The organism is Nitratireductor thuwali (genome assembly GCF_036621415.1).
Lineage (GTDB): Bacteria > Pseudomonadota > Alphaproteobacteria > Rhizobiales > Rhizobiaceae > Chelativorans > Chelativorans thuwali.
Map to the genome: position 1 here is coordinate 1114990 of NZ_CP030941.1, position 25286 is coordinate 1140275.

The following is a 25286-nucleotide window of genomic DNA, read 5'->3' on the forward strand; positions in this document are numbered from 1 at the left end:
GGCCTTCCCATGACCGCACGACGCAAAGCCCTGATCGTCCACGGCGGCATGGAACTGCACACCCCGAGGCGCGGCGCCGAGACGGTGCGCGATCTGCTCGAGGCGGAGGATTTCGAGGCAACCCTCACCGAAGACTATGACGCGCTGGGCGCCGGGGACATCGACACCTACGATCTCGTCGTGCCCGTCGTCACGGGCGGCACGCTCAGCCGGGAAAAAGGCGCGCGCCTTGGCGCCGCCATCCGCGCCGGCACCGGCCTTGCCGGCTATCACATGGGCCTGGCGACGAGCTTTCGCGATTGCGTGCCCTTCCGCTATGCGGCGAGTTGCTACTGGGTGGCCCACCCAGGCGACATCCTCACCTACCGCGTCGAGGTCGCACGGCCCGACCACCCGATCATGGCCGGTATCGAAAGCTTCGAGCACACTTCGGAGCAGTACTACCTCAACTACGATCCGGCGGTCGAAGTGCTCGCGACCACCACCTTCACCGGCGCCGTGCACCCCTGGCGCAGGAATGTGGTGATGCCGGTGGTCTTCACCACGACACATGGCGAAGGCCGGGTATTCTACTCCTCCCTTGGCCACACGGCCGACGAACTGGAGATCCCGCAGATCCGCACGATCCTGCAGCGCGGCCTCGTCTGGGCCGCGCGGCCCCGATAAGCTCGCTCAAGGGCGTTTCTGTGAAACGGTGAGCTGATCTATAGCATTTTGCGGTCAGGTGGAATCACCTGACGTCCGCATAAATGCGGAAAAACAAAGAGATGGAGCGTTCTTGTGTAGCGTCCGAATGGACGCACGGCGCTCTAGGACGTCGGCTTTTCGGTCGGCTTTGTCCGGTCCGCGCGCTGTTCGGCCGGTCCTTGCGCCGACATCAGGTTATGCGCCGTATTGACGATGCCCACATGGGAGAATGCCTGCGGAAAATTGCCCAGCTGCCTGCCCAGGAGCGGATCGTACTGTTCGGCCAACAGCCCCAGATCGTTGCGCAGTGACAGCAGCCGCTCGAAAATCTTCGAGGCCTCCTTCACGCGGCCCATCATGGTGAGAGCGTCGGCGAGCCAGAAACTGCAGACAAGGAAGGTACCTTCCGTTCCGCTCAGCCCGTCCGGCGCGTGCTCCGGGTGGTAGCGAAGGACGAGGCCGTCTTGTGTCAGCTCCCGCTGGATCGCCTCCACCGTACCGATCACGCGCGGATCGTCCGGCGGCAGGAACCCTGTCAACGGTATCAGGAGCAGCGAAGCGTCGAGGGCCGTGCCGCCATAGTGCTGGACGAAGGACCGCTTTTTCTCGCTCCAGCCTTTCGACAATATTTCGTCCCGGATCTGCTCGCGTTCGGCTTTCCAGCTCTCCGAAGGTCCGTCGAGCCCGAAATCCTCCACCGCCCGCACGCCGCGGTCGAAAGCCACCCAGGCCATCAGCTTGGAATGCGTGAAATGCCGCGGCTCCCCGCGGATCTCCCATATGCCTTGATCGGGCGAGCGCCATTGCCCCTTGAGCTCCCCCAGCAGCGTCCTTTGAAAGTTCCACGCCTCGTGGGACGGTTCGAGCTGAAACTTTCGGCCGACATGCAGGGCGTCCAGCAGTTCCCCATAGACGTCGATCTGCAATTGGCCATAGGCGCCGTTGCCGATGCGCACGGGCTTGGAACCTTCGTAGCCCGCAAGCCAGGGCAGTTCGACCTCGGTGAGGCGCCGCTCGCCGGCAAGCCCGTACATGATCTGCAATTGCGCCGGATGCCCTGCGGCTGCCCGCAGCATCCACTCCCGCCACGCCTTGGCCTCGTCCCGGTAGCCGGACGTCAGGAACGCATAAAGGGTCAGCGTCGCGTCGCGGATCCAGCAATAGCGGTAGTCCCAGTTCCGTTCCCCGCCCAGCTGTTCGGGCAGAGACGTCGTCGGCGCGGCGACAATTCCGCCGGTCGGTGCAAATGTCAGCGCTTTCAAGGTTATCAGCGAGCGCGTGACCGCGTCCCGCCAGGGATGCTCCTTGTCGATCCGGCACTGGCTGGACCAGTCGCGCCACCAGGTCTCCGCTTCCTCCAGCCGCTGCTGCGGATCTATGTCGCGCTCCTCGACGCGGTGCGAGGGATGCCAGGCAAGCACGAACGGGACGGTCGCGCCCGCGCCGACGGTGAACTCGGCGGTCGTGCGAAGGTTCTCGCTGACGAGCTTGACGCGCGTGCGCAGCTCGATCGCATCGGGGCCGGCCACGGCCCGCGCGCCGAAATCGGCCCGCTGCAGCCAGGGAACGGTACTGCCATAGCCGAAGCGCAGGACGAATTCGCAACGCATGCGGACCCGCCCGCGATCGCCGCGGACAAGGCGCACCACATCGACATGTTCCTCGTCACGGGCGAGCGGCATGAAGTCGATGAGCGTCACCGCGCCCTCTTCCGTCTCGAATGTCGTCTCCAGGATCATCGTGTCGGGCCGGTAGCGGCGCGAGATCTTGGCGCCCTCATCGGCCGGCGCCAGGCGCCAATAGCCGTTGTCCGGCTTGCCGAGCAGAGCCGCAAAGCAGGCGTCCGAATCGAACCGTGGGAGGCAGAGCCAGTCGAGCGAGCCATCTCGCGCCACCAGCGCGCAGGAGAGCATGTTGCCGATCAGGCCGTAATCTTCGATGGGCTTGCTCATAGCGCTCACCCGCTGCCGCGGAAGGCGGGGTAAAGGGCCATACCGCCGTCGACATAGAGCGTGGCACCCGTAACGTAGTCGGAAAGATCCGAGGCGAGGAACAGCACCGCATTGGCGACATCCGGCGGTTCCCCGATCCGGCCGTAGGGGATCAGCTTGAGAAGCTCCGATTCGGCCTGCGGCGTCTCCCACGCTTCGCGGTTGATCGGCGTGCGGATCGCGCCGGGCGCGATCGCGTTGACGCGGATGCGATCGGGAGCAACCTCCTGGGCAAGGGACTGCATCATGAGGGCGATGCCTCCCTTGGAGGAGGCATAATTCACCTCGAAAGCCCAGGGTATCCTCTGATGGACGGAGCTCATGCAGATGATCTTTCCGGTCGCGGCCGATATCTCCGGCTGCGGGCCGCGCCGGAGAAATTCGCGCACCGCCTCCCGGGCACAGAGAAACTGGCCGTCGAGATTGACCGCCATCACCTTGCGCCACTGCTCGATCGTCATTTCCTGAAACCGGGCGCCGGACTGGATCCCGGCATTGTTGACCAGGATATGGACTGTCCCGTACTTGCGGACCGCCTCCTGGAACATGGCCTGGACGTCCTCTTCCCGGGAAACATCGGCGGCAAATGCCGTGGCGCGCCCGCCGGCGCTCTCGATCTCCCGCACCACCTCGGAAGCGGCGTCAGCGGACCTCGACAAGTGGTTGACGACGACCACCGCGCCCGCGCGGCCGAGCGCAATCGCGCAGGCCCTCCCGATCCCGGAGCTCGCGCCGGTCACGATCGCGACCTGATCCTTCAGACCGAAGAGGTGATGTATGTCTGGATGAGATGTCTGGCTCAAAACAAGCTCTCCTTGGCCGATCCAACGCCGGCTGCTCATGGGAGTTCCCGCGGTGCTGCATTCTAAACTGCCAGTGTCGTGGGACTATTTCCAGTGCGACGGCCCAACCGCCCGCTCTTGACCCGATACGCGCTTGCCTGCCCGCCGTGGCGAACAAAGATCGTATCTGTCCTCCTAGTCTGCCGACCAGCGGTCCCGGCCGGCACGTCTTCCCGACTGCGCCAACAGCGGTCAGCTTCGGCGCCGCATGTAAAATAAAATTATACTTGGAAATCCGATGTGATGTTCAATGTTTATGTGAGTGACGCCAATATGTAAAATATAATTTCATGATATTACAGTACATATAGACAAATTGTTGACATACTTGTTTGCATTGTGACTTCTGGGAACAGGGGGATCGCAATAAGGTCGATTATTTATTTCAAGGATCGGCCGCAAATTAAAACGGAGATCTATAAATGAAACATCTTCTTATCACCATCGTTGCTATTGGCTTTGCTGCGCCAGCCTTTGCACAGGTTCCCGACTTCACTTCGATCGATGCCGACCAGAGCGGGGGATAAGCTTGCCGGAGCTGCAGGCGGCGTTCCCGGACGCGACCGAAGAGATGTTCCAGTCCGCTGACGCTGACGCCAGCGGCGAGTTGTCGATGGAGGAATATGCTGCCGTAACTGGCGGCTGATCGGGCCGTGGACAGAAGGGACAAACGCATGATGAAGGTTTTGCTTGCCTCTGCTTCCGCGTTGGCGTTGCTCGTTCTTGCCGCCTGCGATGGAGGTGATAGCGCCCCGCCGGCGGGAGGTGGGGCTATGGACCAGATGGAGCCTGCCGACACGGCCCCGGCGGAACCCGCGCAGTAGCGGTTGCCGCCGAGCATCGCAACGAAGGGGCGCTCCGGCGCCCCTTTTTCATCTTGCAGGCCCCTGGCACCGGCGATTGTCTTGTACCAGCCGAGGACGCCGCCGCCGGATACGAGCCAGACATCGGGGCGCGATGCTGAGGTGAGGTGGCTTCGGCCAGTTCGCTGGCAGGCACATCGGGCCACAGCTGGCATCCTGCTGCACGGCAGCCAGGGCAACAAGGCGGCAATGGGCATAGGCAAAACCAAAGCGGGCGCGGATTGCTCCGCGCCCGTCCTGACCGCCTGGGATCAGACGTTTGGATCAAGCCAGATCGAAGCGATCGGCGTTCATCACCTTGGTCCATGCAGCGACGAAGTCGGCCACGAACTTCTCCTGGCTGTCGGCGCAGGCATAGACTTCGGCCAGCGCGCGCAGCTGCGAGTGCGCACCGAAGATGAGATCGACGCGCGTAGCGCGCCACTTCAGTTCGTTCGTCTTGCGGTCGCGGCCTTCATAGGTGCCGTCGGCAATGGGCTGCCACTGCGTGTCCATGGTCAAGAGGTTGACGAAGAAATCGTTCGTCAGCTTGCCTACCTGTCTGGTGAAGACGCCGTGCTCGGCCCCGCCGGCATTGGCGCCGAGAACCCGCAGGCCCCCGAGCAGGACGGTCATCTCCGATCCTGTCAGCCTCAGCAGCTGCGCCCGGTCGACCAGCGCCTCCTCGGGCATCATGAACTGGTTGCCGCTGAGATAGTTGCGGAAGCCGTCGGCGCGCGGTTCGAGCGCGCGGAAGGAATCGACGTCCGTCTGCTCTTGGCTTGCGTCCATCCGCCCCGGCGTGAACGGCACCTTCACGTCGACGCCGGCGTCCCTCGCTGCCTTCTCGACTGCGGCGGAGCCGCCAAGAACGATCAGGTCGGCGAGCGACACCTTCTTGCCGCCGGCCCCGTTTCCGGATTGGGCCGCGTTGAAATCCTTCTGGATTTCTTCGAGCTTCCCGAGCACCTTCGCAAGCCGTGCCGGGTCGTTCACCTCCCAGTCCTTCTGGGGCGCGAGCCGGATACGTGCGCCATTGGCGCCGCCGCGCTTGTCGGAGCCGCGGAAGGTCGAGGCCGAAGCCCATGCCGTCGAGACCAGGTCGGAGACCGACAGGCCCGAGGCGAGGACTTTCGCCTTCAGGTCGGCGACCTCCTCCTCGCCCACCAGCTCATGGTCGACCTCCGGAATCGGATCTTGCCAGATCAGCGTCTCCTTCGGCACGAGCGGGCCGAGATAGCGCACCTTTGGGCCCATGTCGCGGTGCGTGAGCTTGAACCAGGCGCGGGCGAACGCGTCGGCGAACTGGTCCGGGTTTTCGTAGAAGCGGCGCGAGATCTTCTCGTATTCCGGGTCGAGCCGCAGCGACAGGTCCGTGGTCAGCATGGTCGGCACATGCTTCTTCGACGGGTTGTGCGCATCGGGCACCGTGGCCTCGGCATCCTTCGCCTTCCACTGCCAGGCGCCGGCCGGGCTCTTCGTCAGCTCCCACTCGTGCTTGAACAGGTTGTCGAAGAAGTGGTTGCTCCACCTGGTCGGCGTCTGCGACCAGGTGACCTCGGGGCCGCCGGTGATGGTGTCGGCGCCGAAGCCGGTGCCGTGCCCGCTCTTCCAGCCGAGCCCCTGGTCCTCGATGGCCGCGCCCTCTGGGTCCGGGCCGAGCAGCGACGGGTCGCCGGCGCCGTGGGTCTTGCCGAAGGTGTGGCCGCCGGCGATCAGCGCGACGGTCTCCTCGTCGTTCATCGCCATGCGGTAGAAGGTCTCGCGGATATCGCGCGCGGCCGCGACCGGGTCCGGCTTGCCGTTCGGCCCTTCCGGGTTCACGTAGATCAGGCCCATCTGCACGGCGGCCAGCGGCTCGGCGAGCTGGCGCTCGCCGCTGTAGCGCTCATCGCCCAGCCACGTTCCCTCGGGGCCCCAGTAGAGCTCTTCGGGCTCCCACACGTCCTTGCGCCCGCCGGCGAAGCCGAACGTCTTGAACCCCATTGATTCCAGAGCGACGTTGCCGGCGAGGATCATCAGGTCGGCCCAGGAAATCTTGCGGCCGTATTTCTGCTTGATCGGCCACAGAATCCGGCGGGCCTTGTCGAGATTGGCATTGTCCGGCCAGGAGTTGAGCGGGGCAAACCGCTGCTGGCCGGCGCCGGCGCCGCCGCGGCCATCGGTGATGCGGTAGGTGCCCGCGCTGTGCCAGGCCATGCGGATCATCAGCCCTCCATAGTGGCCGAAATCGGCCGGCCACCAATCCTGCGAATCCGTCATCACGGCATGCAGATCCGCGATCACGGCGTCCAGGTCGAGGCTCTTGAACTCTTCGGCGTAATCGAAATCCTCGCCCATCGGATCGGACAAATCCGAGTTGCGATGGAGCACGTCGAGGTCCAGCTGCTCCGGCCACCAGTCACGGTTCCGGCGCCCGCGGCGGCCACCCCCCGTGAACGGGCACCCGCCCGCATTGTCGTCGGTCTTTGCGTCCATGGTTTTCTCCATCGGCCGAGGCGTTTCTTGTCTGGAATTATTCCAGCCTAACCAAGCTGTGCGATAATTGCCAATTGCGTTTTCTGTTCTTCTCGATAGATTTTCCTTATGGGCAGACCGGCGATCCGCCGGACGGAAAGCGGAACATTTGAAACGCGACCGCGCCTGCTGGAAGCCGGTTCGGTATTCGTCGCCGGCCCCTTCTCAAGCCTCCGCTCCCGGCAAGATCTCACCGCAGCTTTCATGACATCCGAAAAAAGCCGCCAGGGTTCGATCCGCAAGGGGCGAGACCTCTTGACGCTCGACTGAAACATGAATACTGATTCATATTTCATGATCTTGCGATCATCAGGGAGGAAAAAATGAAGCTTGCACTTGGCGGGGCCTTGGCGGCCACCCTGGCGCTGACTGCGGCGGCGTCAGCCGACATCACCATAGCCCACGTCTATGGCAAGACGGGCGCGCTGGAGGCCTACGCAAAGCAGTCGCATATCGGGCTGATGATGGGCTTGGAATATGCGACCGACGGCACGATGGAGATCGATGGCGAGCCCATAAACGTCATCGAAAAGGACACGCAGCTCGATCCCGCCCGGGGCAGAGCCGTTCTGGCGGAGGCCTACGCGGACGATGGCGCAGACCTTGCGGTCGGGGCGGTGAGTTCGGGCGTGGCGCTCGCAATGCTGCCGGTTGCGCAGGAATATGAAAAGATCCTGATCGTCGAGCCTGCCGTTGCCGACTCCATCACTGGCGAGAACTGGAACCGCTACATCTTCCGCACGGGACGCAACTCGAGCCAGGATGCCGTCGCGAACGCCGTGGCGCTCGGCGGCGAGAATGTCAAGATTGCCACGCTCGCCCAGGACTATGCCTTCGGGCGCGACGGTGTGGCCGCGTTCAAGAACGCCCTGGCCGAAACCGGCGCGGAGGTCGTGCATGAGGAGTATGTGCCGACCGATACGACGGATTTCACGGCGGCGGCCGAGCGCATCTTCAATGCCATGGAGGATGTGGAAGGCGACAAGAAGCTCTTCATCATATGGGCCGGTGGCGGCAACCCCATGGGCAAGATCAACGCCATGGATCCCTCGCGCTACGGCATCGAGATCGCCACCGGCGGAAACATCCTTGCAGCGATGACCGCCTATAAGGAACTGCCGGGGATGGAAGGGGCGACCTACTACTATTACGAGATCCCGGACAACCCGGTGAACGACTGGCTGGTGGAAGAGCATCAGGAGCGCTACGGCAGCCCGCCCGACTTCTTCACCGCGGGCGGAATGGCTGCCGGCATTGCGATCGTCGAGGCGATCAGGAAAGCCGGCTCCACCGACACCGAAGCGCTGATCGAGGCCATGGAAGGCATGGAATGGGAGACGCCCAAGGGCACCATGCGTTTCCGCCCGGAAGACCATCAGGCGCTGCAATCCATGTATCACTTCAAGATCCGGGTCGAAGAAGATGTGGAATGGGGCATCCCGGAACTCGTCCGCGAACTGAAGATCGAGGATATGGATATCCCGGTTCGCAACTAGGGTCAGGAGGGCGGGCCACCGCCCTCCCCTTTTCCATTCGAGACCGGCGATGACCGACGCTATCCTGGAGACCCGCGACCTCACCGTCCGCTTCGGCGGGCAGGTGGCCGTCGATCATGTGAGCTGCGCATTTTCCGCTGGGCAGCTCACCGCCATCGTCGGACCTAACGGCGCCGGCAAGACGACCTATTTCAACCTGATCTCGGGTCAGATCCGCGCAACCGCCGGCAGCGTCTTCCTGCATGGCCGGGACATCACGCGCCTGCCCGTGGCCGAACGGACGGCGCGCGGCATCGGCCGCGCTTTCCAGCTGACGAACCTCTTTCCCAACCTGTCGGTGCTGGAGAACGTCCGTCTTGTCGTTCAGTCCAGGCGCAATACCGGCTTTCGCCTGCTCGTCATGGCCGAAAGCCAGACGGAAATCACCGAGGCGGCACTGGACGTCCTGAAGCGCGTGCGGCTCGATCATCTCGCCGGCCAGACCGTCTCGGAACTTGCCCACGGCAATCAGCGCAAACTGGAAGTGGCGCTCCTGATCGCGCTCGATCCGCAGGTGTACATGTTCGACGAGCCGACCGCCGGCATGTCCGTCGACGAGGCGCCTGTCGTTCTCGATCTGATCGCAGAGCTGAAGGCCGATACCAGCCGCACCATCCTGCTGGTGGAACACAAGATGGACGTCATCCGCTCCCTCGCCGACCGCATCATCGTACTGCACAACGGGGCTCTGGCGGCCGACGGCGCCCCGGCGGAGGTCATGGCTTCCGACGTCGTGCAGGAGGCCTATCTGGGCAAGGAGCTGACCGATGTCTGAGCCGACCCTGCGCCTTAAGGGCGTGCACACGAACATCGCCCAGTACCACATCCTGCAGGGCGTCGACTTCGACGTGCCGGCCGGCGGCGTCACCATGCTTCTCGGGCGAAACGGCGTCGGCAAGACCACCACGCTGCGCACGATCATGGGCCTTTGGCGCGCCCGTGCCGGCACGATCCTTTTCGAGGACCGGGACATCACCGGGCTTGCCACATCGGCGATCGCCAGGGCGGGGATCGGCTATGTGCCCGAGGACATGGGCATCTTCTCCGACCTGACGGTGGAGGAGAACATGACGCTCGCCGCGATCGGCGGCCCGCTCGATCCGGACCGGCTCGACTGGCTTTTCAGCGCCTTCCCGCCACTGAAGACCTTCTGGAAGAAGGAGGCCGGAAACTTGTCGGGCGGCCAGAAGCAGATGCTTTCCATCGCCCGCGCGATGGCGGAGAAGCGCAAGCTCTATCTCATCGACGAACCGACCAAGGGATTTGCCCCCGCCATAGTTGCGACGCTTGCCGGGGCCCTGCGCGAACTGAAGAACCAGGGCGCATCCATCCTGCTCGTCGAACAGAACTTCTCCGTCGCCAGGGCGCTCGGTGATTCCTGCGCTGTCATGGACGATGGAAAGATCGTCTGGAGCGGCGCCATGGCGGCACTGGCCGGCGACCACGCGCTGCAGGAGAAGCTGATGGGCCTCAGCGTGGAGACAGCCTGATGAGTGCCGCGCCCGACCACGCACCGACCATGACCGAGATCGCGCTGCACGAGCGCTTGATGAAATACGCGCCGCTGCTGCTGATCCCGGTCCTTGTTCTGCTCGGCTTCCTGGCCATCCAGTCCACCTCCTCATGGCTCACGCTCACCGTTTCCGGATTGGCGATGGGGATGATGATCTTCATCATGGCATCCGGTCTGACGCTGGTTTTCGGATTGATGGACGTCATCAATTTCGGCCACGGCGCCTTCGTCTCCGTCGGCGCCTTCGTCGGCGTGACCATATTGCTGGCGCTCGGCGGCATGACCGGCGCGCCTTCCCTTGCGCTCAACCTGCTGGCCATCCTGGTTGCGGTGATCGGCGCGATGGCGGCAACGGCTGCGGCGGGCTGGGCTTTCGAACGCGTGATCGTCAGGCCGGTCTATGGCGCCCATCTGAAGCAGATTCTCGTGACGATGGGCGGGCTGATCATCGCCGAACAGTTGATCCTCGTCATCTGGGGGCCGGACGAGATCTTCTTTTCGCGCCCCGAGGCGCTGAAGGGAGCCGTGACCTTTGCCGGCGCGGCGCTCGAAAAATACCGGCTCGTCGCCGTTGGGGTGGGCCTTGCGGTCTTTCTGGCCATCCGCTGGGTCCTGCGCTCGACCAAGATCGGCCTCATCGTGCGCGCCGGCGTGCAGAACGGCGAGATGGTGCAGGCCTTGGGCTACCGGCTGCGCCTCGTCTTCGTTGCCGTCTTCGTTGCCGGCTCGGCCCTCGCCGGTCTGGGCGGCGTCATGTGGGCGCTCTATCAGGAGGTCATCACCGCGCATATGGGCCAGGAGATGATGGTGCTCGTCTTCATCGTCGTCATCATAGGCGGGCTGGGCTCGATCGAGGGCTGCTTCATAGGCGCGCTCCTGGTCGGCCTGACGCAGAACTACGTCGCCTTCCTGGAACCCAAGCTGGCGCTGGTCTCCAATATCGGGCTCCTTGTCCTCATCCTGCTGTGGCGGCCGCAAGGCATGCTGCCGGTCGTAAAGGCGAAGTGACATGCTGACGAAACTGATATCGGGCGACAATCCGCGTAGCCCCGTTCTGACCGTCATCCTGTTGGCCATCCTCATCGGTCTCGCCTTTGCGCCTTTCCTGTTTCCCGGCGTCCGCTCGCTGGAAACGGCCGCGCGCATCTGCATCTTCATCGTGCTTGTCGCAAGCTACGACCTGATGCTCGGCTATGGCGGCATTGTCTCCTTCGCCCACACCATGTTCTTCGGCATGGGTGCCTACGGCGTGGCGCTGGCTTGCGCGCACATGGAGCGCGGCTTTCTGCCGCTCGTCGTCGGCACGTCGGCGGGTGCTGTCGTGGCAATCGTGGTCGCGTTCTTCATCGGCCTCTTTTCGCTGCGGGTACGCGCCATCTTCTTCGCCATGATAACCTTGGCGGTTGCCTCCGCGGTCGCTGTCCTGGTGAGCCAGCTTTCGGGCCTTACCGGGGGAGAAGACGGCCTCAACTTCCTCATTCCGCGTGAGCTGACGCCAGCCTTCACCTTGGCGGACGGAGATCTGTTCGGCGTGCGGCTGAACGGCAAGCTCCTCAACTACTACCTCGTGTTCCTTGGCTCGCTCGGCCTGTTCCTGCTGCTGTTGCGCATCGTGAATTCGCCCTTCGGTCGCGTGCTGCAAGCCGTCCGCGAGAACGATTTCCGCGCAGAAGCCATCGGCTATCGCGTCGTCTATTACCGCACGGCGGCGACCTGCATCTCCGCCACCGTCGCATCCCTCGCCGGATCGCTCTTTGCGATCTGGCTGCGATATGTGGGACCGGACACCACGCTCTCTTTCGAGATCATGATCGACATCCTCCTCATGGTCGTGATCGGCGGCATGGGCACCATGTATGGCGCAGTGGTCGGCGCGACGCTCTTTGTCGTGGCGCAGAACTACCTGCAGGAGCTGATGGGCGTTGCAGCCAAGGCACTGTCCGGCCTGCCCGTGCTTCCGCTTTTCCTTGATCCGGACCGTTGGCTCCTGTGGCTCGGTCTGCTCTTCGTCCTCAGCGTCTATTTCTTTCCGAGCGGCATCGTCGGGCGCTTGCGGCAGAGGCGCTAGCGTGACGGAGATTTCCTATACCCGGGAGGCGGGAGCCGGGCCGCCGATCGTCTTTCTGCACGGGTGGACCATGGAAAGCAGCGTGTTCGCCGGCCAGTTCGCGCGTCTGCAGGACCGCTTCCACTGCCTAGCGCCGGACCTGCCGGGCCACGGCCGATCGGTGGATCTCACCGCCAACGTCGAAGCCGCCGCCCGGCTGCTCCGCAGCATTATCGAGAGCCGCAACCTGCGAAACGTGACCCTCGTCGGCTGGTCGCTGGGCGCGACGGTCGCCTGGACTTATCTGGCGCGTTTCGGGAGCGGCCGGATCGGGCGCATGGTTTCCGTGGACATGAGCCCGAAGATCGTCAACGAAGGCGACTGGAGCCTTGGCCTGAAAGGCCAGAATCGTGCTCAGACGGCAGTAAAGACGGCGCATTTCGCCGAGGACTGGCACGCGAGCGCGCCGGCGATTGCCACGAACATGTTCGCCAGCCGCAACGGCGCGCCGGATCTCGGTCTGGAGCGCGCGGTGGAGAAGATACGCGCCAACGATCCGGCGGCCATGAACAGCATGTGGGCATCGCTGGTTTCCGCCGACTGCCGCCCTGTCATTCCGTGCTTGGGGGTGCCACTGCTTGTCGCCCATGGAGCGCTCAGCCGCGTTTACCCCGCCGCGACGGCAAAATGGCTTGCCGAAACCGCCCGGCAAGCCCGCCGCCATACTTTCGAGGCGTCGGGCCATTCACCGCATCTGGAGGAGCCCGACGAATTTGCCCGGACATTGGCAGCGTTCGCATCCATTTGAAGCTGGCCGCTCAGGCACCGACGTCTTTCGCCAGCACCAGCGACCGCCCCTCGCACACCAGATTTCTGTCCGAGGTCTCGCAAGTCGCCCAAAGGTCCACAAGATGCCCGTCCGCACGGAACCGCGAGATCGTCACCCGCGCGGTAAGGTCGGTGTCGAGCGGCGCGGATCGGAGGAAGCGCATTTCCTGCTTGAGGTAATTCGTGCCGGGGCCAGGCAGCCTCACTCCGAGAAGATAGGAAAAAAGCGCGGCGATCAGCGGTTCGGGAACCGTATCCGGCGCAGCGGCCGTCATGTCGATAAGCGCGCCGAACGCTTCCAGATCTTGCCTGCTGTAGCGCCGCGTGATCTCGGCTGACTGGCCGACCTCCATCACGCGAGCTCCGTTTCGCCGACGAGCAATTCCGCCCCGTCCGCCTGCCGCAGCGCCTTCATCGCAAAACGCCTCGTCCCGATCTCCTCGACCGTCAGTTCCACCGGCTCGCCCGTGAAGCACGGGTTCGGAAACATCATCGTCTGGTGGGCCTGCCGAACGCCCGGAAGGCTCGTGCAGAGCATCGCCCACAGTTTCGAATAGATGAGCATGCCATGGGAAACGGTGCGCCCGAACCGCGTGCGGGCGGAGAACGCGGGATCGACGTGGATGGGATTGTCGTCGCCGGAGATGCGGGCAAAGCGGTCGAATTCGTCCTGCGTCGGCGTCCAGACGGCCTCAACGTGCAGCGGCATCAGATCATCTCCCTCAGATCGTGCTTGCGCACCTTGCCGGCGGCCGTGCGCGGAAAATCCTCGACGATTGCGAAGCTCTTCGGCACCTTGTAGGCGGCCAGGCGCTCGCGGCACCAGCTTGCGACGGTGGCGATATCCAGCGTCTTTCCCGGCCTCGGGATAAGGAACGCCGCGCCGACCTCGCCCCATTTTTCGTCCGGCACCCCGATGACGGCGGCTTCCAGTATGGCCTCGTGCCCGTTCAGGACACGCTCCACCTCGGCCGGATAGACGTTTTCACCGCCGGAAATATACATGTCCTTGATCCGGTCGACGATGTAGTAGTAGCCGTCGGCATCGCGGCGCGCGACGTCGCCGGATTTGAGCCAGCCGTCCTCGGTGAACGCCTTGCGCGTCGCCTCCTCATTGGCGAAGTAGCCGGGCGTGATCGCCGGGCCGCGCATCTGCATCTCGCCCTGCCCCACGTCGCCGGGCGCAAGGCCGTCGATCCGCACTTCGGTCAGCATCTGTGCCTTTCCAACGGAGCCGATCTTTTCCTCGACATGCGCGCGATCCATCAGGAATGCGGTCGGCCCGGTTTCCGTCATGCCGAAACCGTTGCAGATCAGGCAGCCGCGCTGCGCGAAGAAGCGGATCAGCGATTCAGGCAGCGGCGCGCCGCCGCAGCCGCAGCGGATCGTCTTCCAGTCCACCTCGTCCACCCTCTCGTGCAGGCTGAGGGCCTGGAAGATCGCCGGCACACCGAAGAACTGCGTCACCGCGCCGGATCGAAGCAGATCAAGAATGCGGTCGGGCTCGAAACGCGGCAGGACCGTCGACGCCCCGCCGAACAGAAAGACCGGAAGAGTGTACAGATTGATTCCCGCGGTATGAAACAGCGGCAGGAAGTTGACGCTGCCGTCCTGTGAGGTCAGGTCGATCGCCTGGCCGATATTGACGGCATTGGCCCAGCCCATGCGCGCCGTCTGGATGACCGCCTTGGGCAGGCCCGTCGTGCCGGAGGTGAAGAGCAGGTACCATGGCCGGGTCGCGCTGACCGCCTTGGGCACTGGTCGGCTCTCCGTGTCAAGAAGCTGCGAAAACGCCGTTTCCGAGCCCTCGGCCGGGCCGATTGAAATCCCCGGAAGCGCCAGAGCCGAAGCAAGCGCGCGAGCGGTCCCGGCGTTTTCCACGTCGAACAACAGAGCCGAGGCGCCGACGCTCTGCACCACCTCCGTCAGTTCGGCGACCGGCTGGCGCCAGTTGAGCGGTGCCATGACGATGCCGGTCTTCTGGCAGGCGAACAGGGCAACGAAGAATTCCACGCGGTTGAGGCTCAGCACCACCAGCCGGTCGCCTCTTTCAAGGCCCATCTCCAGCAGCCCCGCGGCGAGCCTGTCTGCCGCCGCGTTGACGTCGGCGAAGCTCCACCGACGTTCCGTCTCGTGCTCGATGAAGGCGACGGCCCGTGGCGTAAGCTCCGCCCTCTTGGCCGCCATATCGGGTATTGTGTCGAACAATTGCGCCTCCCGTCACAACGTATCGAGAAATCTCTCCATCCCCGCCGCCGTCTCCTCGCGGCCGATCAGGCTTCGGAAACTGTCCTGCTCCGCCCGCAGCCGCTCCGAGACGGCAGCGATCCTTGGCTCGTCCCATACGAGGCGCTTTGTCGCGCGCATGGAGTGGAGAATGCCGGTCTCGTCGAGGCGGCGGATCTTGTCCCCCAAGCATCTTTCCAGTTCGGCCGCGGGGACCGTCTCTTGCGCGATGCCCAGTTCAACCGCCATCGGCGCGGTCAGCCGGCGGTTTTCAAGCTGGATGTGCAGCGCGCGGGCTGCGCCGATCCTTTCGGGCAGCAATGCGCACCAGCCGCCATCCGGCGCAAAGCCCACTTCGGTGTAGAAGGGCTGGATGAACGCATTCTCGGCCAGCAGAGCAAGATCGGATGCAAAGAGGAGGCCGGCGCTGCCGCCTGTGCAGGCCCCTTGCACGCCCGCGACGACGATGGCAGGAAGCTGGAGCATGGTCCTGACGATGTCCTGCAACGGACCGACGACCGTGTCCGCGTAGGCAGCCCGGTCCCTGCTCGCATGAAACGCTGCGACATCGCCTCCGGTAGAGAAGTGGCGGCCTTTCGCCGTGAGCGCGACAAAGGCCGCGTCCTGCCTGCGCGCATGGCCCAGCGCATCGCGCAGTTCCTCGACCATCTGCGGGTCCAGGCTGTTGCAGCGCTCCGGCGCGTTCAGCTTGATCCGCGTCAGGAGAGCCCCGGACGGAAGGGGCTCGTCGGTAACGGCGATCTTCGGCGCGCTCATGGCTCAAGGCCGTTGCGTATCAGGTCGGTCGCGCTGTCGACCACCTGGTCGAGATCCGTATCGTCCTGCCACAGAACGTAGCGCTCGCCGAGCGTCTTGGCCATTCCCATCAGCGCCCAGGCGCGGATTTCCGCATTGCCGGGGCGGATTTCGCCGGTCGCTTCCGCTGCGAGCAGATGGCTGCGGTAGGCATTCGCGAATTCGGTGAAGTATGCCCTATACGCATCCGGAGCGGCTATCCGCGCTTCCTCGACGATCCGGTAGAGTTCGGGGCGCTCGGCGACGAAGCGGAGGAAAGCCGAAAGCCCCAGCCGCTCCGCCTCGAGACGCGAGGGAGCACCCGACACCGTCCTCGAGATGACTTCACGGGTAAGGTGGCCCATTTCGCGGACCAGCTCGATAAACACCTCATGCTTGCCCTTGAAGTAGATATAAAGGGTCCCCTGCGCGGTGTTTGCCTCACGCGTGATGTCGGTGATCGACGTATCGGCATAGCCGATCGTCCCGAAAACGCGCTCCGCGGCACGCAGGATCTGTTCTCGGCGCACCTGTCCGCGCTTTGTCTTGGGGGCGTATGACGGCTTCATCACAAACATGACATCCGATTCATGTTTGTGATATCGGCTGTCAGGCAAGGGGTCAACATCTTTCCGGCGCGCGCGACAAGCGCACGCCGGTCTTCCTGTGCAGGAGAGCCGGGCCGCCTGCGCGATGGCCATGCGACGGCGGTTCAGTGGCGGCAAACCATGCGCTCGCGCAGGTTTCCTTGGCGGGTTCCTTCCTGCCTCGAGCAGCCCTCAATCGCGTTGCTCGACCTCGCCCGCGGCCCCGCGTCGCCAATAGGCGGCGACCAGGCTGTCTCGGCGCTGCAGGCCGCGCTCCTTGCGCAAATGAGCACGAATCTGTCGGGCGGCGGTGTGCTCGCAGCCTGCCCAGACGAAAACGGATGCGTCGTCGCATGGAAAATCGAGCGCCCGCACCGCGTCAGTGAGCAGAGTCGTGCTGCCTGCCGCCCTGCCTCCGCGCGAAAGCCAGCGCAGGTCGAGATGCGCCTCCGTGCGAAGCTCCTGGCGCTCCGCATCGTCGGCGATCTCGATGAGCGCGACCACTTTCTTGCCGGCCGGCAACTGCTCCAGCATGCGGCCTATCGCCGGAAGCGCGGTCTCGTCACCGGCAAGCAGGTACCAGTTGGCTTCACGCAGTTCGCCGCCGCCGGGGCCGGTCATGCCGACAACGTCGCCCGGCTTGGCGTCGAGAGCGAAGGTGGCGCCGGGGGTCTCTTCGCCCTCATGGAGCACGAAATCAATGTCGACTTCACCCGCGTCCACGTCGATGCGGCGGATCGTATAAACGCGGGGAACCGGCCGGGGGCCCTCGGGCCAGGCCTGGCGTCCGTCGGCGGCCATCACCGGCCAGACCGGTTTTACGCCTTTTTCCGGCGCAAGCAGCAGGCGGACATGCAGGCCGTCATGGCTGAAGCGCTCGAGATCGCGGCCGGCCAGCGTCAGCCGGCGCATGCGCGGCGTAAGCTGCCTGGCGCGCAGGACGCGCATCTCGCGGAAATAGGGCAGCGGGGCGCCAGCCCTGACGCCACCCTCCCAAACGATCTCAGGCGTCTCGCCGGGCGCGAACTCGCACACATGCTCGGCCACGCCCCATTGCAGGTAGGCGAGCGAGGTCGCGTCATCGGCCGAAACCCGAAATGCGATCGCCCCGGCGCGTGCTTGCGCCTCGGCCGTGCCGATCCCGAATTCGACCCTCCACCGGTCATCGGAACCGGTCACCGTCCCATGCTCGACGAAATGCTCGCGCAGCTTCGTCATGACATCGAGCGGAGCAGCCAGCCTCACCGTCGTTTCGGCAAGCAGCGGATGGTGGGCGTTCACGGGTTCTCTCCAATCTGCGCGAGGGCCGCAGGGCGCGTCGTTTCTATGCGTCCGGTTTCACGGGCCACGGACCGGCCGGCAACGACGGCGATCGCCGGTATCGTGGCTAGCGCGATCACGCCGGCACCGGCGAAAAAGATGCCGTAGCCCAGGTGCTGCGCGACATAGCCGGCTCCGACGCCGCCGCCCATGCTGACGAGCGCGTCCATGGACTGGAACAGCGTAAAGTCGACGCCGCCCTGGCGCGGGTCGGACCAGTGCATGAATTGAGCATAGAGGGCGACGAAGCCGAGCGCCATGATCCCTGAAGAGCTGGCGACCGCAACGGTGGCCAGCGCCCAATTCGGGATATCGGGAAAAAGGCCGCTGGCGGCGAAGAAGAGCAGAGCACCGGCCTGCAGGACCAGCGCGATCACCAGCACGGCACGCGCGCCCAGCACCCGCACCAGCGCGCCGCCGACAAGTGCCGCGGCAAGCCCGACAAACATGCTGCCGGCGCCGTTGATCAAGCCCATCGCCGCAAGGTCCAGCCCCGCATCGATGAGGAACGGACCAATCATTATCATGGCCGTCTTCTGGGCGATCACGTAGAGCGCGGCGGCCAGCAGGCCGCGGCGGATCTCCGGCCGGCGGAGAGCGGATGCGAGCGAGGGCACGTGCGTGCGGGTTTCGGCCGCCGCATATGCGCGCGAGCGCAGCAGGAACGGCACGCCGAGCAGCACCAGAAGGGCGGCCATGCTCCACACGGAAACGCTCCAGCCATAGGCCGCAACGATAATCAGGAACAGCCCGCCGCCGATTGCCGAACCCAGATAGGCGCCTCCCACCTGGGCCGCATTGGCCCAGCCGTGCTGTTTGCGCGGAAGGGCCTCGACCGCGTAGCCGTCGCAGGCGATATCGACCGTGGCGGCGGCGAGCGCGATAATGGTGAGGCAGGCGAGAACCGGGCCCAGCAAGCCAGGGCCGATCAGCCCCACCACGCCAAGGCCGAGAACCGAGATGCCGCCGCCGATGGCGACGATCACGGCGGAGCGGTTGCGGCCGGCGGGCGGAAGCCTGAAGCGTTCCACCATCGGCGCCCACAGGAACTTCAGCGCCCAGGGCAACGCGATCAGCGAGAGCAGCCCGACCTCATCGAGCGCCATGCCCCGGTCGCGCATGACCGCCGGCAAGCCGGCCCATGTGATGCCGCCGATGACGCTTTGCGCGACATAGAGGCCGCCGACCGCCAGCACGACGGCGGCAGGCGAACGCGTGACGGGGCTATTCGTTGCCATCCTGTCAGAACCGGTAGCGCAGGCTGCCGAAGACCGACCGGCCCTCATCCCAGTAGCAGTTGCCCGCCGTGCAGATGGGCTTGCGCTCGTCGAACAGGTTCTTTGCGTTGACCTGCAGCATCAGCCCTTCGAGCTTTGGGTTGTTTGCACCGAAATCGTAGGAGAGTGCGGCGTCGACGAAGACGCGGTCCTCGTTCTTGAACGAGTTCAGGTCGTCGCCATAGCTTTCGCCGACATAGCGCACGCCGGCGCCCAGGCCGAGGCCTGCCACCGGTCCATCCCGAAACGTGTAGTGCCCCCACAGCGACAGGATATGGTTTGGGGTGGAGGAAAGCTCGTTGCCTTCCGTTCCCGCGGCGCCCCGCTCGATCTTCATGCGCATATGGGTGTACGAAGCGATGAGGCCGAAGCCGTTGTCGAAAGAGGCGTTCGCCTCCAGTTCGAGCCCTCGGGAATTCAGGTCCAGCTGGCGCTGGCGCTGATTGCCCGCACTGTCGAAGGTGCCGTCATAGACGACGCCGTCCGTCTGGTCGATGTTGAAATATGCCGCGCCGAGCACCGCATTGTATCCGGGTATCTCGTATTTGACGCCGACTTCCACCTGCTCGCCCTTGGTCGGCCGCGCCACCCGCCTCTCGTTGGTCGCGCTGTCATAGACGAAGCCCAGGTTCGGCGAGAACGAGGTCGAGTAGTTCGCATAGGGGATGATGCCCCACTCCGTCCGGTAGGACAGGCCGAGCCTGCCGGAGAACGCTCTGTCGCTCTGGTCCGTCTCCTTGAACTGGTGGTCGGTGCTGCGGCTTTCGACCCAGTCGTAACGGCCGCTGGCGAAAAGCGTGAAATCGTTCCACCGCATCTGGTCGTGCAGGTAGATGCCGGCCTGGTGCATCGATTGGCCGCCGGAGAAGGCGAGCGGCATGGCGGCGATATCGTCGACCGAGATATACGAAATGCCGTTATGGGCTTCGTAGTCCGACCAGCCGTAATCGAGGCCCGCGACCGCGACATGGCTCACCGGCCCGGTGTCGAACTCGAACTGCGCGATGTTGTCCACGACGAAGTTCTTCATATCCTCCTTGTAGTGGCCCCAGTAGCGGGCCAGCACGTCGGGATTGGTCCGGTCTGGAGGATAGTGGCCGCTATATTCGAGATCGGCATCGACCATGTTGAAGCGCAGGTTCTGGCGAACCGTGAGCACATCGTTGAAGCGGTGCTCGAACTCGTAGCCGATGCGGCCCTGGATCCCGGTGAAGTCGTTCCAGGCAGGATCGCCATTGTAGATGTTGGACACCTGGCCGTAGGAAGGGTTGTAGAAGAACGCCGTCCCGCCGGTCACCGCGCGGGAGATCTCGCCGAGCACCGTCAGCTTGGTGTCCTCGTCGGGCTGGAAGGTGATGGCCGGCGCCAGGTAGAACTTGTCGTCCGGATAGCCCGCAAGCTCTGTGCCGGAGAGCCGGCCGAGGCCGGTCAGGCGGTATAGGATCGTGCCCTCTTCGTTGGCCGGTCCGGACAGGTCGAAGGCGGTCTGATAGCGGTCGTGCGTGCCGCCAAGGAACTCGATCTCGCGGAACCGCTCGTCCTTCGGCCGTTTGGTCACCAGGTTGACGATGCCGCCGGGACCGCTGACGCCGTAGAGCGAGGACGCGGGACCCTTGAGCACCGTCAGGCCCTCAATGCCGTAAGGTTCGGTCTTGAACCACGCGGACGGGCCGTTGTACTGGCGCAGACCATCGCGAAAAATGCCGTTGTAGTAGGCCGGAAAGCCGCGCAGATAAAAGGCGTCGTAGCGGCTGTCGAAGCCGAAACTATTCGGATTGGCGCCCGCCGTGTAGGAGAGCGCCTCGTTGAGCGTTCGCGGCTTCTGGTCCTCGATCTGATCCTGCGTCACCACGGAGATCGACTGCGGTATCTCGACAATCGGCGTATCCACCTTGGTGCCGATCCTGCCCTGCTCGGCGACATAGCCGTCCTGGACGAGAATATCGTCGCTTTCCGCCTCGACCTCCAGCCGTTGAAGGAGCGTCGGCGCCTCCTGCGCAACGGCTTGCGGAGTGATCCAGAAGAGAGCGCTCGTACCCATCAGGGTAAGAGTCAACGAACGGAACAGCGAACGAAAAGGCATGGCGCGCCCCCTTTGCGACCAAGGAAAACTGATTGTTCTGGGTCGCTTGTCCGGTGGGGACGTGGCTGCCTGGCGCGAACTGCTATTAAAGATGAGTTATCATGTCAACTTAGAAGGAGCGGGATCGGCAAGCCGGCGGGGGCAGAACCCGGCGGCCCACCTAACCGCGTCTGACGGATGCAAGCACAGTCATGACGATATTGTCCTCCCACTCGGCCAACCGCGCCGCATCAGTAAGGTCGCGATTGAAGATGGCTGAAAGGGTGTGCCGGTTGGACAGGTAGAAATACCCGAGCGCCGCAATGGTCAGATAGACGTTCACCGGTTCAATGCCTGGCCTGAAGACGCCGTCTTCGGCACCGCGCTTCAGCACGTCGGCAAGTTCCGTCACGAAATGTACATGCATCTCCATCAGCTTGCGGGAGCCCTTCAGGTGCCTCGCCTCGTGGAGGTTCTCCGTGTTGAGCAGGCTGATGAACTCCGGGTGCTTCAGGAAATAGTGCCAGGTGAAGCGCGAGAGTTCCGACAGCGCCTCCTCCGGCTTCTTGTGGGTAAGATCGAGATTGCGCTCGGCCGAACGGATAGACGCATAGGCCGCTTCCAGCACGGCCACATAGAGGCCGGTCTTGTCGCCGAAATAGTGGTAGAGCATGCGCTTGTTGGCGCCGGCACGCTCGGCGATGGTGTCGACCCTGGCGCCGCCGATGCCCTTTTCGGCAAACTCCGCGGTAGCCGCCTCGAGGATGCTTGCCCGCGTGAGTTCCGGATCGCGGCTCACCCGCTGCCGTCTCTTCGCCGCTGGCTTTACCTTTGTGCCGGCATTCACCTTCTTCTCCCGTCCCCCTTGCTCCCAAGAGGCCCTATAGCGCGAGACCGGCAAGGGTGCCAGCCGCGGCCGCCGCATCCTGGAGCAATTCCGGGAAAAGCCGATACCTGTTTCCGTCCGGAACTGCATAAAGCAAAAAGCTCAGATCACCCGCCCCTCCGCGTCGAACAGGTGACAGGTCGCCGGATCGATGAAAGTGTCGATGGCTGCGCCCGCCTTGATGTCGCGCTGACCGTCCAGGGACACGGTCAGGCTCTGGCCGTCTGCGAGTGATGTATAAAGAAGGGTCTGGCCGCCGAGATTCTCGACCAGGTCCACCTTCACCCTTGCAAGGGGCACGCGGCCACGCTCGCCCGTGATGGCGATATGTTCGGGACGCACGCCGAATTCGACCCTCTGGCCCTTGGAAGCGCCGTTCGTCGGCCGTGGCAGAGCGACCGGATCGCCGCCGATGCGGATGGAGGAGGAGGCGACGTCCGTCCCGTCGATTTCGGCATCGAGGAAGTTCATCTTCGGGCTGCCGATGAAGCCGGCGACGAAGCGGTTGGCGGGCCGGTTGTAGAGATCCAGCGGCGCGCCGACTTGCTCGACATGGCCGAGCCGCAGGACCACGATCTTGTCGGCCATGGTCATGGCCTCCACCTGGTCGTGGGTCACGTAGATCATGGTGTTGCCGAGGTTCCGGTGCAGCTTGGCGATCTCCACCCGCATCTGGACGCGCAGTTCGGCATCCAGATTGGAAAGCGGCTCGTCGAACAGGAATATCCTCGGTTCGCGCACGATGGCACGGCCGATGGCGACGCGCTGGCGCTGACCGCCGGAAAGCTGCTTGGGCTTGCGGTCGAGCAGCGGCTCGATCTGCAGGATTTCGGCCGTGCCGCGAACCCGCCGCTCGATCTCCTGCTTCTTCATGCCCGCCGTCTCGAGCCCGAACGCCAGGTTCTTGTGGACGCTCATATGCGGGTAGAGCGCATAGGACTGGAACACCATGGCGATGCCGCGCTTTGCCGCCGGCACCTCGTTCATCAGTTCGTCGTCTATTCTGAGTTCGCCGCCGGAAATGGGCTCCAGGCCGGCGATCATCCGCAACAGCGTCGACTTTCCGCAGCCGGACGGTCCGACGAAGACGGTGAACTCGCCCGGCTCGACCGAAAGGTCGATCCCGTGAATGACTTCGACGCTGCCGAAGCGCTTGTAGACCTTTGAGAGCGTGACTGAGGTGGACATGTGGTTCCTCTGCTGACGGGCTCAGGCCGAGCGGGATTGCGGTTGCTGGGGAATCCAGGTTCGGTAGCACGGATGGTCGGGGCCGAGCGGAAACGCGACCTCCTGGCGCGTGCGCGCCGAATGGTAGAAGGCCGCCACGAGTTCGAGGGCGGCGCGGGCCTCGGCCGTGGTGGCGGGCGGCGTCCCGTCTTCCACGATCGCCGTGTGGAAGTCGCGCATCTGTCCGGCAAAACGGCGCGGCACGGGTTGCCAGTCGGCAAGGAGCGCGTCGATCTCGGCCTGTACCTTCGTATCGCGCGGCACCATGCGCCACGGCTCGTCGCCGAGCGCATAGGGAAAATGGCTGGATTCGAAGGTGACGTTCTCGAAGGCCAGATGCAGGCGCGATATCTCCTCCTGCGCGCCCAGCGTCGCGGTGAGCGAGACAAGGGCGCCGCTCGCAAGCTCAAGGCTTCCCGAGATGCAGTCCTCCACCTCGATCGCATGCACGCGCGTCGCCACCCGCCCATAGAGCGATTTCGGCCGCCCCATGAGCCACATCAGCATATCGTGATTGTGGATGGCATGGCTCATGAGCACGCCCCCGAGCTCGGTTGCCCACTTGCCGCGCCAGGGCACGGCGTAATATTCCGGCAGGCGCTGCCAGTATGTCTCCACGGTGCCGACAAAGGGTTTTCCGGCGATCCCGGACTGGATGATCTTCTTCGCCTTCTGAGCGCCGTCGCCATAGCGATACTGGAAGATGGGCATGAGCTTGCCCTTCGATCGGCCTTCCGCCGCGATCACCTCGTCGATGTCGCTCAGGGAACCCACCAGCGGCTTCTCGCAGACGACGTTCTTGCCCGCCGCAAGGGCGGCGATGATCTGCGAATAGTGGACGGAAGGCGGCGTGCAGATATCGATGATGTCGATGTCGTCCATGGCCAGCAGATCGTCGAACACCGTCGTCTTGCGCTCGATCCCGAACTCGGCCGCAAGGGCATCGAGCCGCGCCGAGTCGAGGTCGCAGACCGCCAGCACCCGAAAGCGTCCGGGGTTCGTCAGATAGCCTTCGACGATGTGGGCGCGGCCGATCCCGCATCCGACGACGGCAACGGTCAAGGTTTTGGGCATGGGCCTATCCATCGGTTGCGGCGCCTTCGGCCAGCGCCTGTGCCTTCAGTGCAAGTTCCATGGCGAGATAGCAGCGCGCCTGCGGCATCGCCGTCTCGGTGCGGTTGTCGATATCGGAAAGGAATGCGCGGCCGAAGGGCAGCTCGACGTTCCGGCAGTCGAAATGTTGCACCCCATCCTTGTTGACGAGAAAGAGGTGGTTGGCCCCCTCGCGCCCGGCGATGTCGATGTTCTTGCGGATCTCGATATAGCCTTCGGTGCCGAGGATGGTCAGGCGCCCGTCGCCCCAGGTCGGCAGTTCGGGCGGCGAGAACCAGTCCACGCGCACATAGCCGGTGGCGTTGTCGCTTTTCAGATGCATGTCGCCGAAATCCTGCAGGCCCGGCGTGTCGCCATTGGCTCTGTTGGCGATGGTGGCCGAAAGCACCGCCGCGTCCTTCGCCTTGGTGAAGAACAGAAACTGCTCGGCCTGGTGGGAGGCGATGTCGGTGAGGATGCCGCCATACCGTTCGCGCTCGAAGAACCAGCCCGGCCGCTGCGGCTTGCGCAGGGAGTGGGGGCCGAGCCCGACCGTGTGGATCACCGTGCCGATTGCCCCGGCCTCGACCAGCTCGCCTGCCATGACGGTGGACGGGCTCTCGAAATGCTCCGAATAGAGGATGGAGAAGATCCGCCCCGTGCGGGCCTGCACGCGCCTGACGTCAGCAAGCTGCTCGAGGCTCGTCATGCCCGGCTTGTCGAGCAGGACGTCCTTTCCGTGCTCCATCGCCGCAATGGCAAGCGCGGCTCGGTCGGCAGGAACCGCCGCGCTTGTGATAAGCCCGATGGACCTGTCTTCCAGGATCGCATCCCGGCTTGGAACGCGCTGCGCCTGGCGATAGCGCTGGGCAAAACGGTCGGCAAGATCGTCCTCGTCCGAATGGAAGGAGACAAGCTCGGCGCCGGCCCGCATCAGCATGTCGGTCTGGCCGTAGATGTGGTCGTGGTTGAGGCCGATGGCCGCAAATCGGATGGTCGTCATGAGGCTCCC

The 25286-nt window shown here is 64.3% G+C and carries 22 protein-coding genes; 7 read left to right on the forward strand and 15 right to left on the reverse strand.

The genetic code is table 11. The features are described from left to right. The first annotated feature begins 9 nt into the window (after positions 1-9). A complete protein-coding gene (locus NTH_RS05320) occupies positions 10-666 on the forward strand; it encodes a ThuA domain-containing protein (protein ID WP_338529046.1) in 657 nt (218 codons plus the stop codon). 143 nt (positions 667-809) lie between these two features. On the opposite strand, the gene NTH_RS05325 is transcribed toward NTH_RS05320, so the two are convergent. The 3 genes from NTH_RS05325 to katG all read right to left on the reverse strand — a co-directional run bounded on the left by NTH_RS05325 (position 810) and on the right by katG (position 6840). After that, the gene (locus tag NTH_RS05325; RefSeq protein WP_338529047.1) at positions 810-2639 is read right to left on the reverse strand and encodes a glycoside hydrolase family 15 protein; all 1830 of its coding nucleotides are present in this window, start codon (positions 2637-2639) and stop codon (positions 810-812) included. A 5-nt stretch (positions 2640-2644) separates the two neighbouring features. Next, a complete protein-coding gene (locus tag NTH_RS05330; RefSeq protein WP_338529048.1) occupies positions 2645-3481 on the reverse strand; it encodes an SDR family oxidoreductase in 837 nt (278 codons plus the stop codon). A gap of 1166 nt (positions 3482-4647) precedes the next feature. Further along, on the reverse strand, positions 4648-6840 hold the full coding sequence (gene katG / locus NTH_RS05335) for a catalase/peroxidase HPI (RefSeq protein WP_338529049.1): 2193 nt from the start codon (positions 6838-6840) through the stop codon (positions 4648-4650). Between the two features lie 362 nt (positions 6841-7202). On the opposite strand from katG, the gene NTH_RS05340 reads away from it, so the two are divergent. The 6 genes from NTH_RS05340 to NTH_RS05365 are packed head-to-tail and all read left to right on the forward strand — an operon-like array spanning position 7203 to position 12782. Then, positions 7203-8375 carry a substrate-binding domain-containing protein gene (locus NTH_RS05340; protein WP_338529050.1) on the forward strand — a complete coding sequence of 391 codons (1173 nt, stop codon included), beginning with the start codon at positions 7203-7205 and terminating at the stop codon, positions 8373-8375. 49 nt (positions 8376-8424) lie between these two features. Further along, positions 8425-9189, forward strand: coding sequence for an ABC transporter ATP-binding protein (locus tag NTH_RS05345; protein ID WP_338529051.1), 765 nt, complete (start codon positions 8425-8427; stop codon positions 9187-9189). Then, the gene (locus tag NTH_RS05350; protein ID WP_338529052.1) at positions 9182-9904 is read left to right on the forward strand and encodes an ABC transporter ATP-binding protein; all 723 of its coding nucleotides are present in this window, start codon (positions 9182-9184) and stop codon (positions 9902-9904) included. Before NTH_RS05345 ends, NTH_RS05350 begins: the two co-directional genes overlap by 8 nt. Positions 9905-9933: 29 nt before the next feature. Next, positions 9934-10935 carry a branched-chain amino acid ABC transporter permease gene (locus NTH_RS05355; RefSeq protein ID WP_338531810.1) on the forward strand — a complete coding sequence of 334 codons (1002 nt, stop codon included), beginning with the start codon at positions 9934-9936 and terminating at the stop codon, positions 10933-10935. A gap of 1 nt (position 10936) precedes the next feature. Next, positions 10937-11995, forward strand: a complete 1059-nt coding sequence (locus tag NTH_RS05360; RefSeq protein ID WP_338529053.1) for a branched-chain amino acid ABC transporter permease — start codon at positions 10937-10939, stop codon at positions 11993-11995. 1 nt (position 11996) lies between these two features. Then, positions 11997-12782 carry an alpha/beta fold hydrolase gene (locus NTH_RS05365; RefSeq protein ID WP_338529054.1) on the forward strand — a complete coding sequence of 262 codons (786 nt, stop codon included), beginning with the start codon at positions 11997-11999 and terminating at the stop codon, positions 12780-12782. 10 nt (positions 12783-12792) lie between these two features. Here NTH_RS05365 and NTH_RS05370 read toward each other — a convergent pair whose 3' ends face one another. The 12 genes from NTH_RS05370 to NTH_RS05425 form a co-directional block, all read right to left on the reverse strand. Beyond that, entirely contained in the window at positions 12793-13155 is a 363-nt protein-coding gene (locus tag NTH_RS05370) for a phosphate acetyltransferase (protein ID WP_338529055.1), read from the reverse strand. Next, complete coding sequence (locus tag NTH_RS05375; RefSeq protein WP_338529056.1) at positions 13155-13511, reverse strand: MaoC family dehydratase; 357 nt, start codon at positions 13509-13511, stop codon at positions 13155-13157. Before NTH_RS05375 ends, NTH_RS05370 begins: the two co-directional genes overlap by 1 nt. Continuing rightward, the gene (locus NTH_RS05380) at positions 13511-15010 is read right to left on the reverse strand and encodes an AMP-binding protein (protein WP_338529057.1); all 1500 of its coding nucleotides are present in this window, start codon (positions 15008-15010) and stop codon (positions 13511-13513) included. The genes NTH_RS05375 and NTH_RS05380 overlap by 1 nt, the downstream gene beginning before the upstream one ends. Before the next feature lie 12 nt (positions 15011-15022). Beyond that, positions 15023-15805 carry an enoyl-CoA hydratase/isomerase family protein gene (locus NTH_RS05385; RefSeq protein WP_338529058.1) on the reverse strand — a complete coding sequence of 261 codons (783 nt, stop codon included), beginning with the start codon at positions 15803-15805 and terminating at the stop codon, positions 15023-15025. Beyond that, positions 15802-16392 carry a TetR/AcrR family transcriptional regulator gene (locus NTH_RS05390; protein ID WP_338529059.1) on the reverse strand — a complete coding sequence of 197 codons (591 nt, stop codon included), beginning with the start codon at positions 16390-16392 and terminating at the stop codon, positions 15802-15804. The genes NTH_RS05385 and NTH_RS05390 overlap by 4 nt, the downstream gene beginning before the upstream one ends. A gap of 210 nt (positions 16393-16602) precedes the next feature. Further along, positions 16603-17691 (reverse strand): siderophore-interacting protein, encoded by a 1089-nt coding sequence (locus tag NTH_RS05395; RefSeq protein WP_338529060.1) that lies wholly within the window; start codon positions 17689-17691, stop codon positions 16603-16605. After that, entirely contained in the window at positions 17688-18968 is a 1281-nt protein-coding gene (locus tag NTH_RS05400) for an MFS transporter (protein ID WP_338529061.1), read from the reverse strand. The genes NTH_RS05395 and NTH_RS05400 overlap by 4 nt, the downstream gene beginning before the upstream one ends. 4 nt (positions 18969-18972) lie before the next feature. Further along, positions 18973-21090, reverse strand: a complete 2118-nt coding sequence (locus tag NTH_RS05405; RefSeq protein WP_338529062.1) for a TonB-dependent siderophore receptor — start codon at positions 21088-21090, stop codon at positions 18973-18975. Between the two features lie 160 nt (positions 21091-21250). After that, positions 21251-21916, reverse strand: a complete 666-nt coding sequence (locus NTH_RS05410; protein WP_338529063.1) for a TetR/AcrR family transcriptional regulator — start codon at positions 21914-21916, stop codon at positions 21251-21253. Positions 21917-22057: 141 nt separating this feature from the next. After that, positions 22058-23143 carry an ABC transporter ATP-binding protein gene (locus NTH_RS05415; RefSeq protein ID WP_338529064.1) on the reverse strand — a complete coding sequence of 362 codons (1086 nt, stop codon included), beginning with the start codon at positions 23141-23143 and terminating at the stop codon, positions 22058-22060. A 21-nt stretch (positions 23144-23164) separates the two neighbouring features. After that, a complete protein-coding gene (locus tag NTH_RS05420) occupies positions 23165-24256 on the reverse strand; it encodes a Gfo/Idh/MocA family protein (protein WP_338529065.1) in 1092 nt (363 codons plus the stop codon). A 4-nt stretch (positions 24257-24260) separates the two neighbouring features. Continuing rightward, positions 24261-25277 carry a Gfo/Idh/MocA family protein gene (locus tag NTH_RS05425; RefSeq protein WP_338529066.1) on the reverse strand — a complete coding sequence of 339 codons (1017 nt, stop codon included), beginning with the start codon at positions 25275-25277 and terminating at the stop codon, positions 24261-24263. Positions 25278-25286: the final 9 nt, after the last annotated feature.

Excerpts from the sequence above, each read along its gene's own strand:
- NTH_RS05320 (WP_338529046.1), top strand. The coding sequence starts at position 10 with ATGACCGCACGACGCAAAGCCCTGATCGTCCACGGCGGCATGGAACTG.
- NTH_RS05325 (WP_338529047.1), bottom strand. The coding sequence starts at position 2,639 with ATGAGCAAGCCCATCGAAGATTACGGCCTGATCGGCAACATGCTCTCC.
- katG (WP_338529049.1), bottom strand. The coding sequence starts at position 6,840 with ATGGACGCAAAGACCGACGACAATGCGGGCGGGTGCCCGTTCACGGGG.
- NTH_RS05340 (WP_338529050.1), top strand. The coding sequence starts at position 7,203 with ATGAAGCTTGCACTTGGCGGGGCCTTGGCGGCCACCCTGGCGCTGACT.
- NTH_RS05345 (WP_338529051.1), top strand. The coding sequence starts at position 8,425 with ATGACCGACGCTATCCTGGAGACCCGCGACCTCACCGTCCGCTTCGGC.
- NTH_RS05350 (WP_338529052.1), top strand. The coding sequence starts at position 9,182 with ATGTCTGAGCCGACCCTGCGCCTTAAGGGCGTGCACACGAACATCGCC.
- NTH_RS05355 (WP_338531810.1), top strand. The coding sequence starts at position 9,934 with ATGACCGAGATCGCGCTGCACGAGCGCTTGATGAAATACGCGCCGCTG.
- NTH_RS05360 (WP_338529053.1), top strand. The coding sequence starts at position 10,937 with ATGCTGACGAAACTGATATCGGGCGACAATCCGCGTAGCCCCGTTCTG.
- NTH_RS05370 (WP_338529055.1), bottom strand. The coding sequence starts at position 13,155 with ATGGAGGTCGGCCAGTCAGCCGAGATCACGCGGCGCTACAGCAGGCAA.
- NTH_RS05375 (WP_338529056.1), bottom strand. The coding sequence starts at position 13,511 with ATGCCGCTGCACGTTGAGGCCGTCTGGACGCCGACGCAGGACGAATTC.
- NTH_RS05385 (WP_338529058.1), bottom strand. The coding sequence starts at position 15,805 with ATGAGCGCGCCGAAGATCGCCGTTACCGACGAGCCCCTTCCGTCCGGG.
- NTH_RS05390 (WP_338529059.1), bottom strand. The coding sequence starts at position 16,392 with ATGAAGCCGTCATACGCCCCCAAGACAAAGCGCGGACAGGTGCGCCGA.
- NTH_RS05400 (WP_338529061.1), bottom strand. The coding sequence starts at position 18,968 with ATGGCAACGAATAGCCCCGTCACGCGTTCGCCTGCCGCCGTCGTGCTG.
- NTH_RS05405 (WP_338529062.1), bottom strand. The coding sequence starts at position 21,090 with ATGCCTTTTCGTTCGCTGTTCCGTTCGTTGACTCTTACCCTGATGGGT.
- NTH_RS05415 (WP_338529064.1), bottom strand. The coding sequence starts at position 23,143 with ATGTCCACCTCAGTCACGCTCTCAAAGGTCTACAAGCGCTTCGGCAGC.
- NTH_RS05420 (WP_338529065.1), bottom strand. The coding sequence starts at position 24,256 with ATGCCCAAAACCTTGACCGTTGCCGTCGTCGGATGCGGGATCGGCCGC.
- NTH_RS05425 (WP_338529066.1), bottom strand. The coding sequence starts at position 25,277 with ATGACGACCATCCGATTTGCGGCCATCGGCCTCAACCACGACCACATC.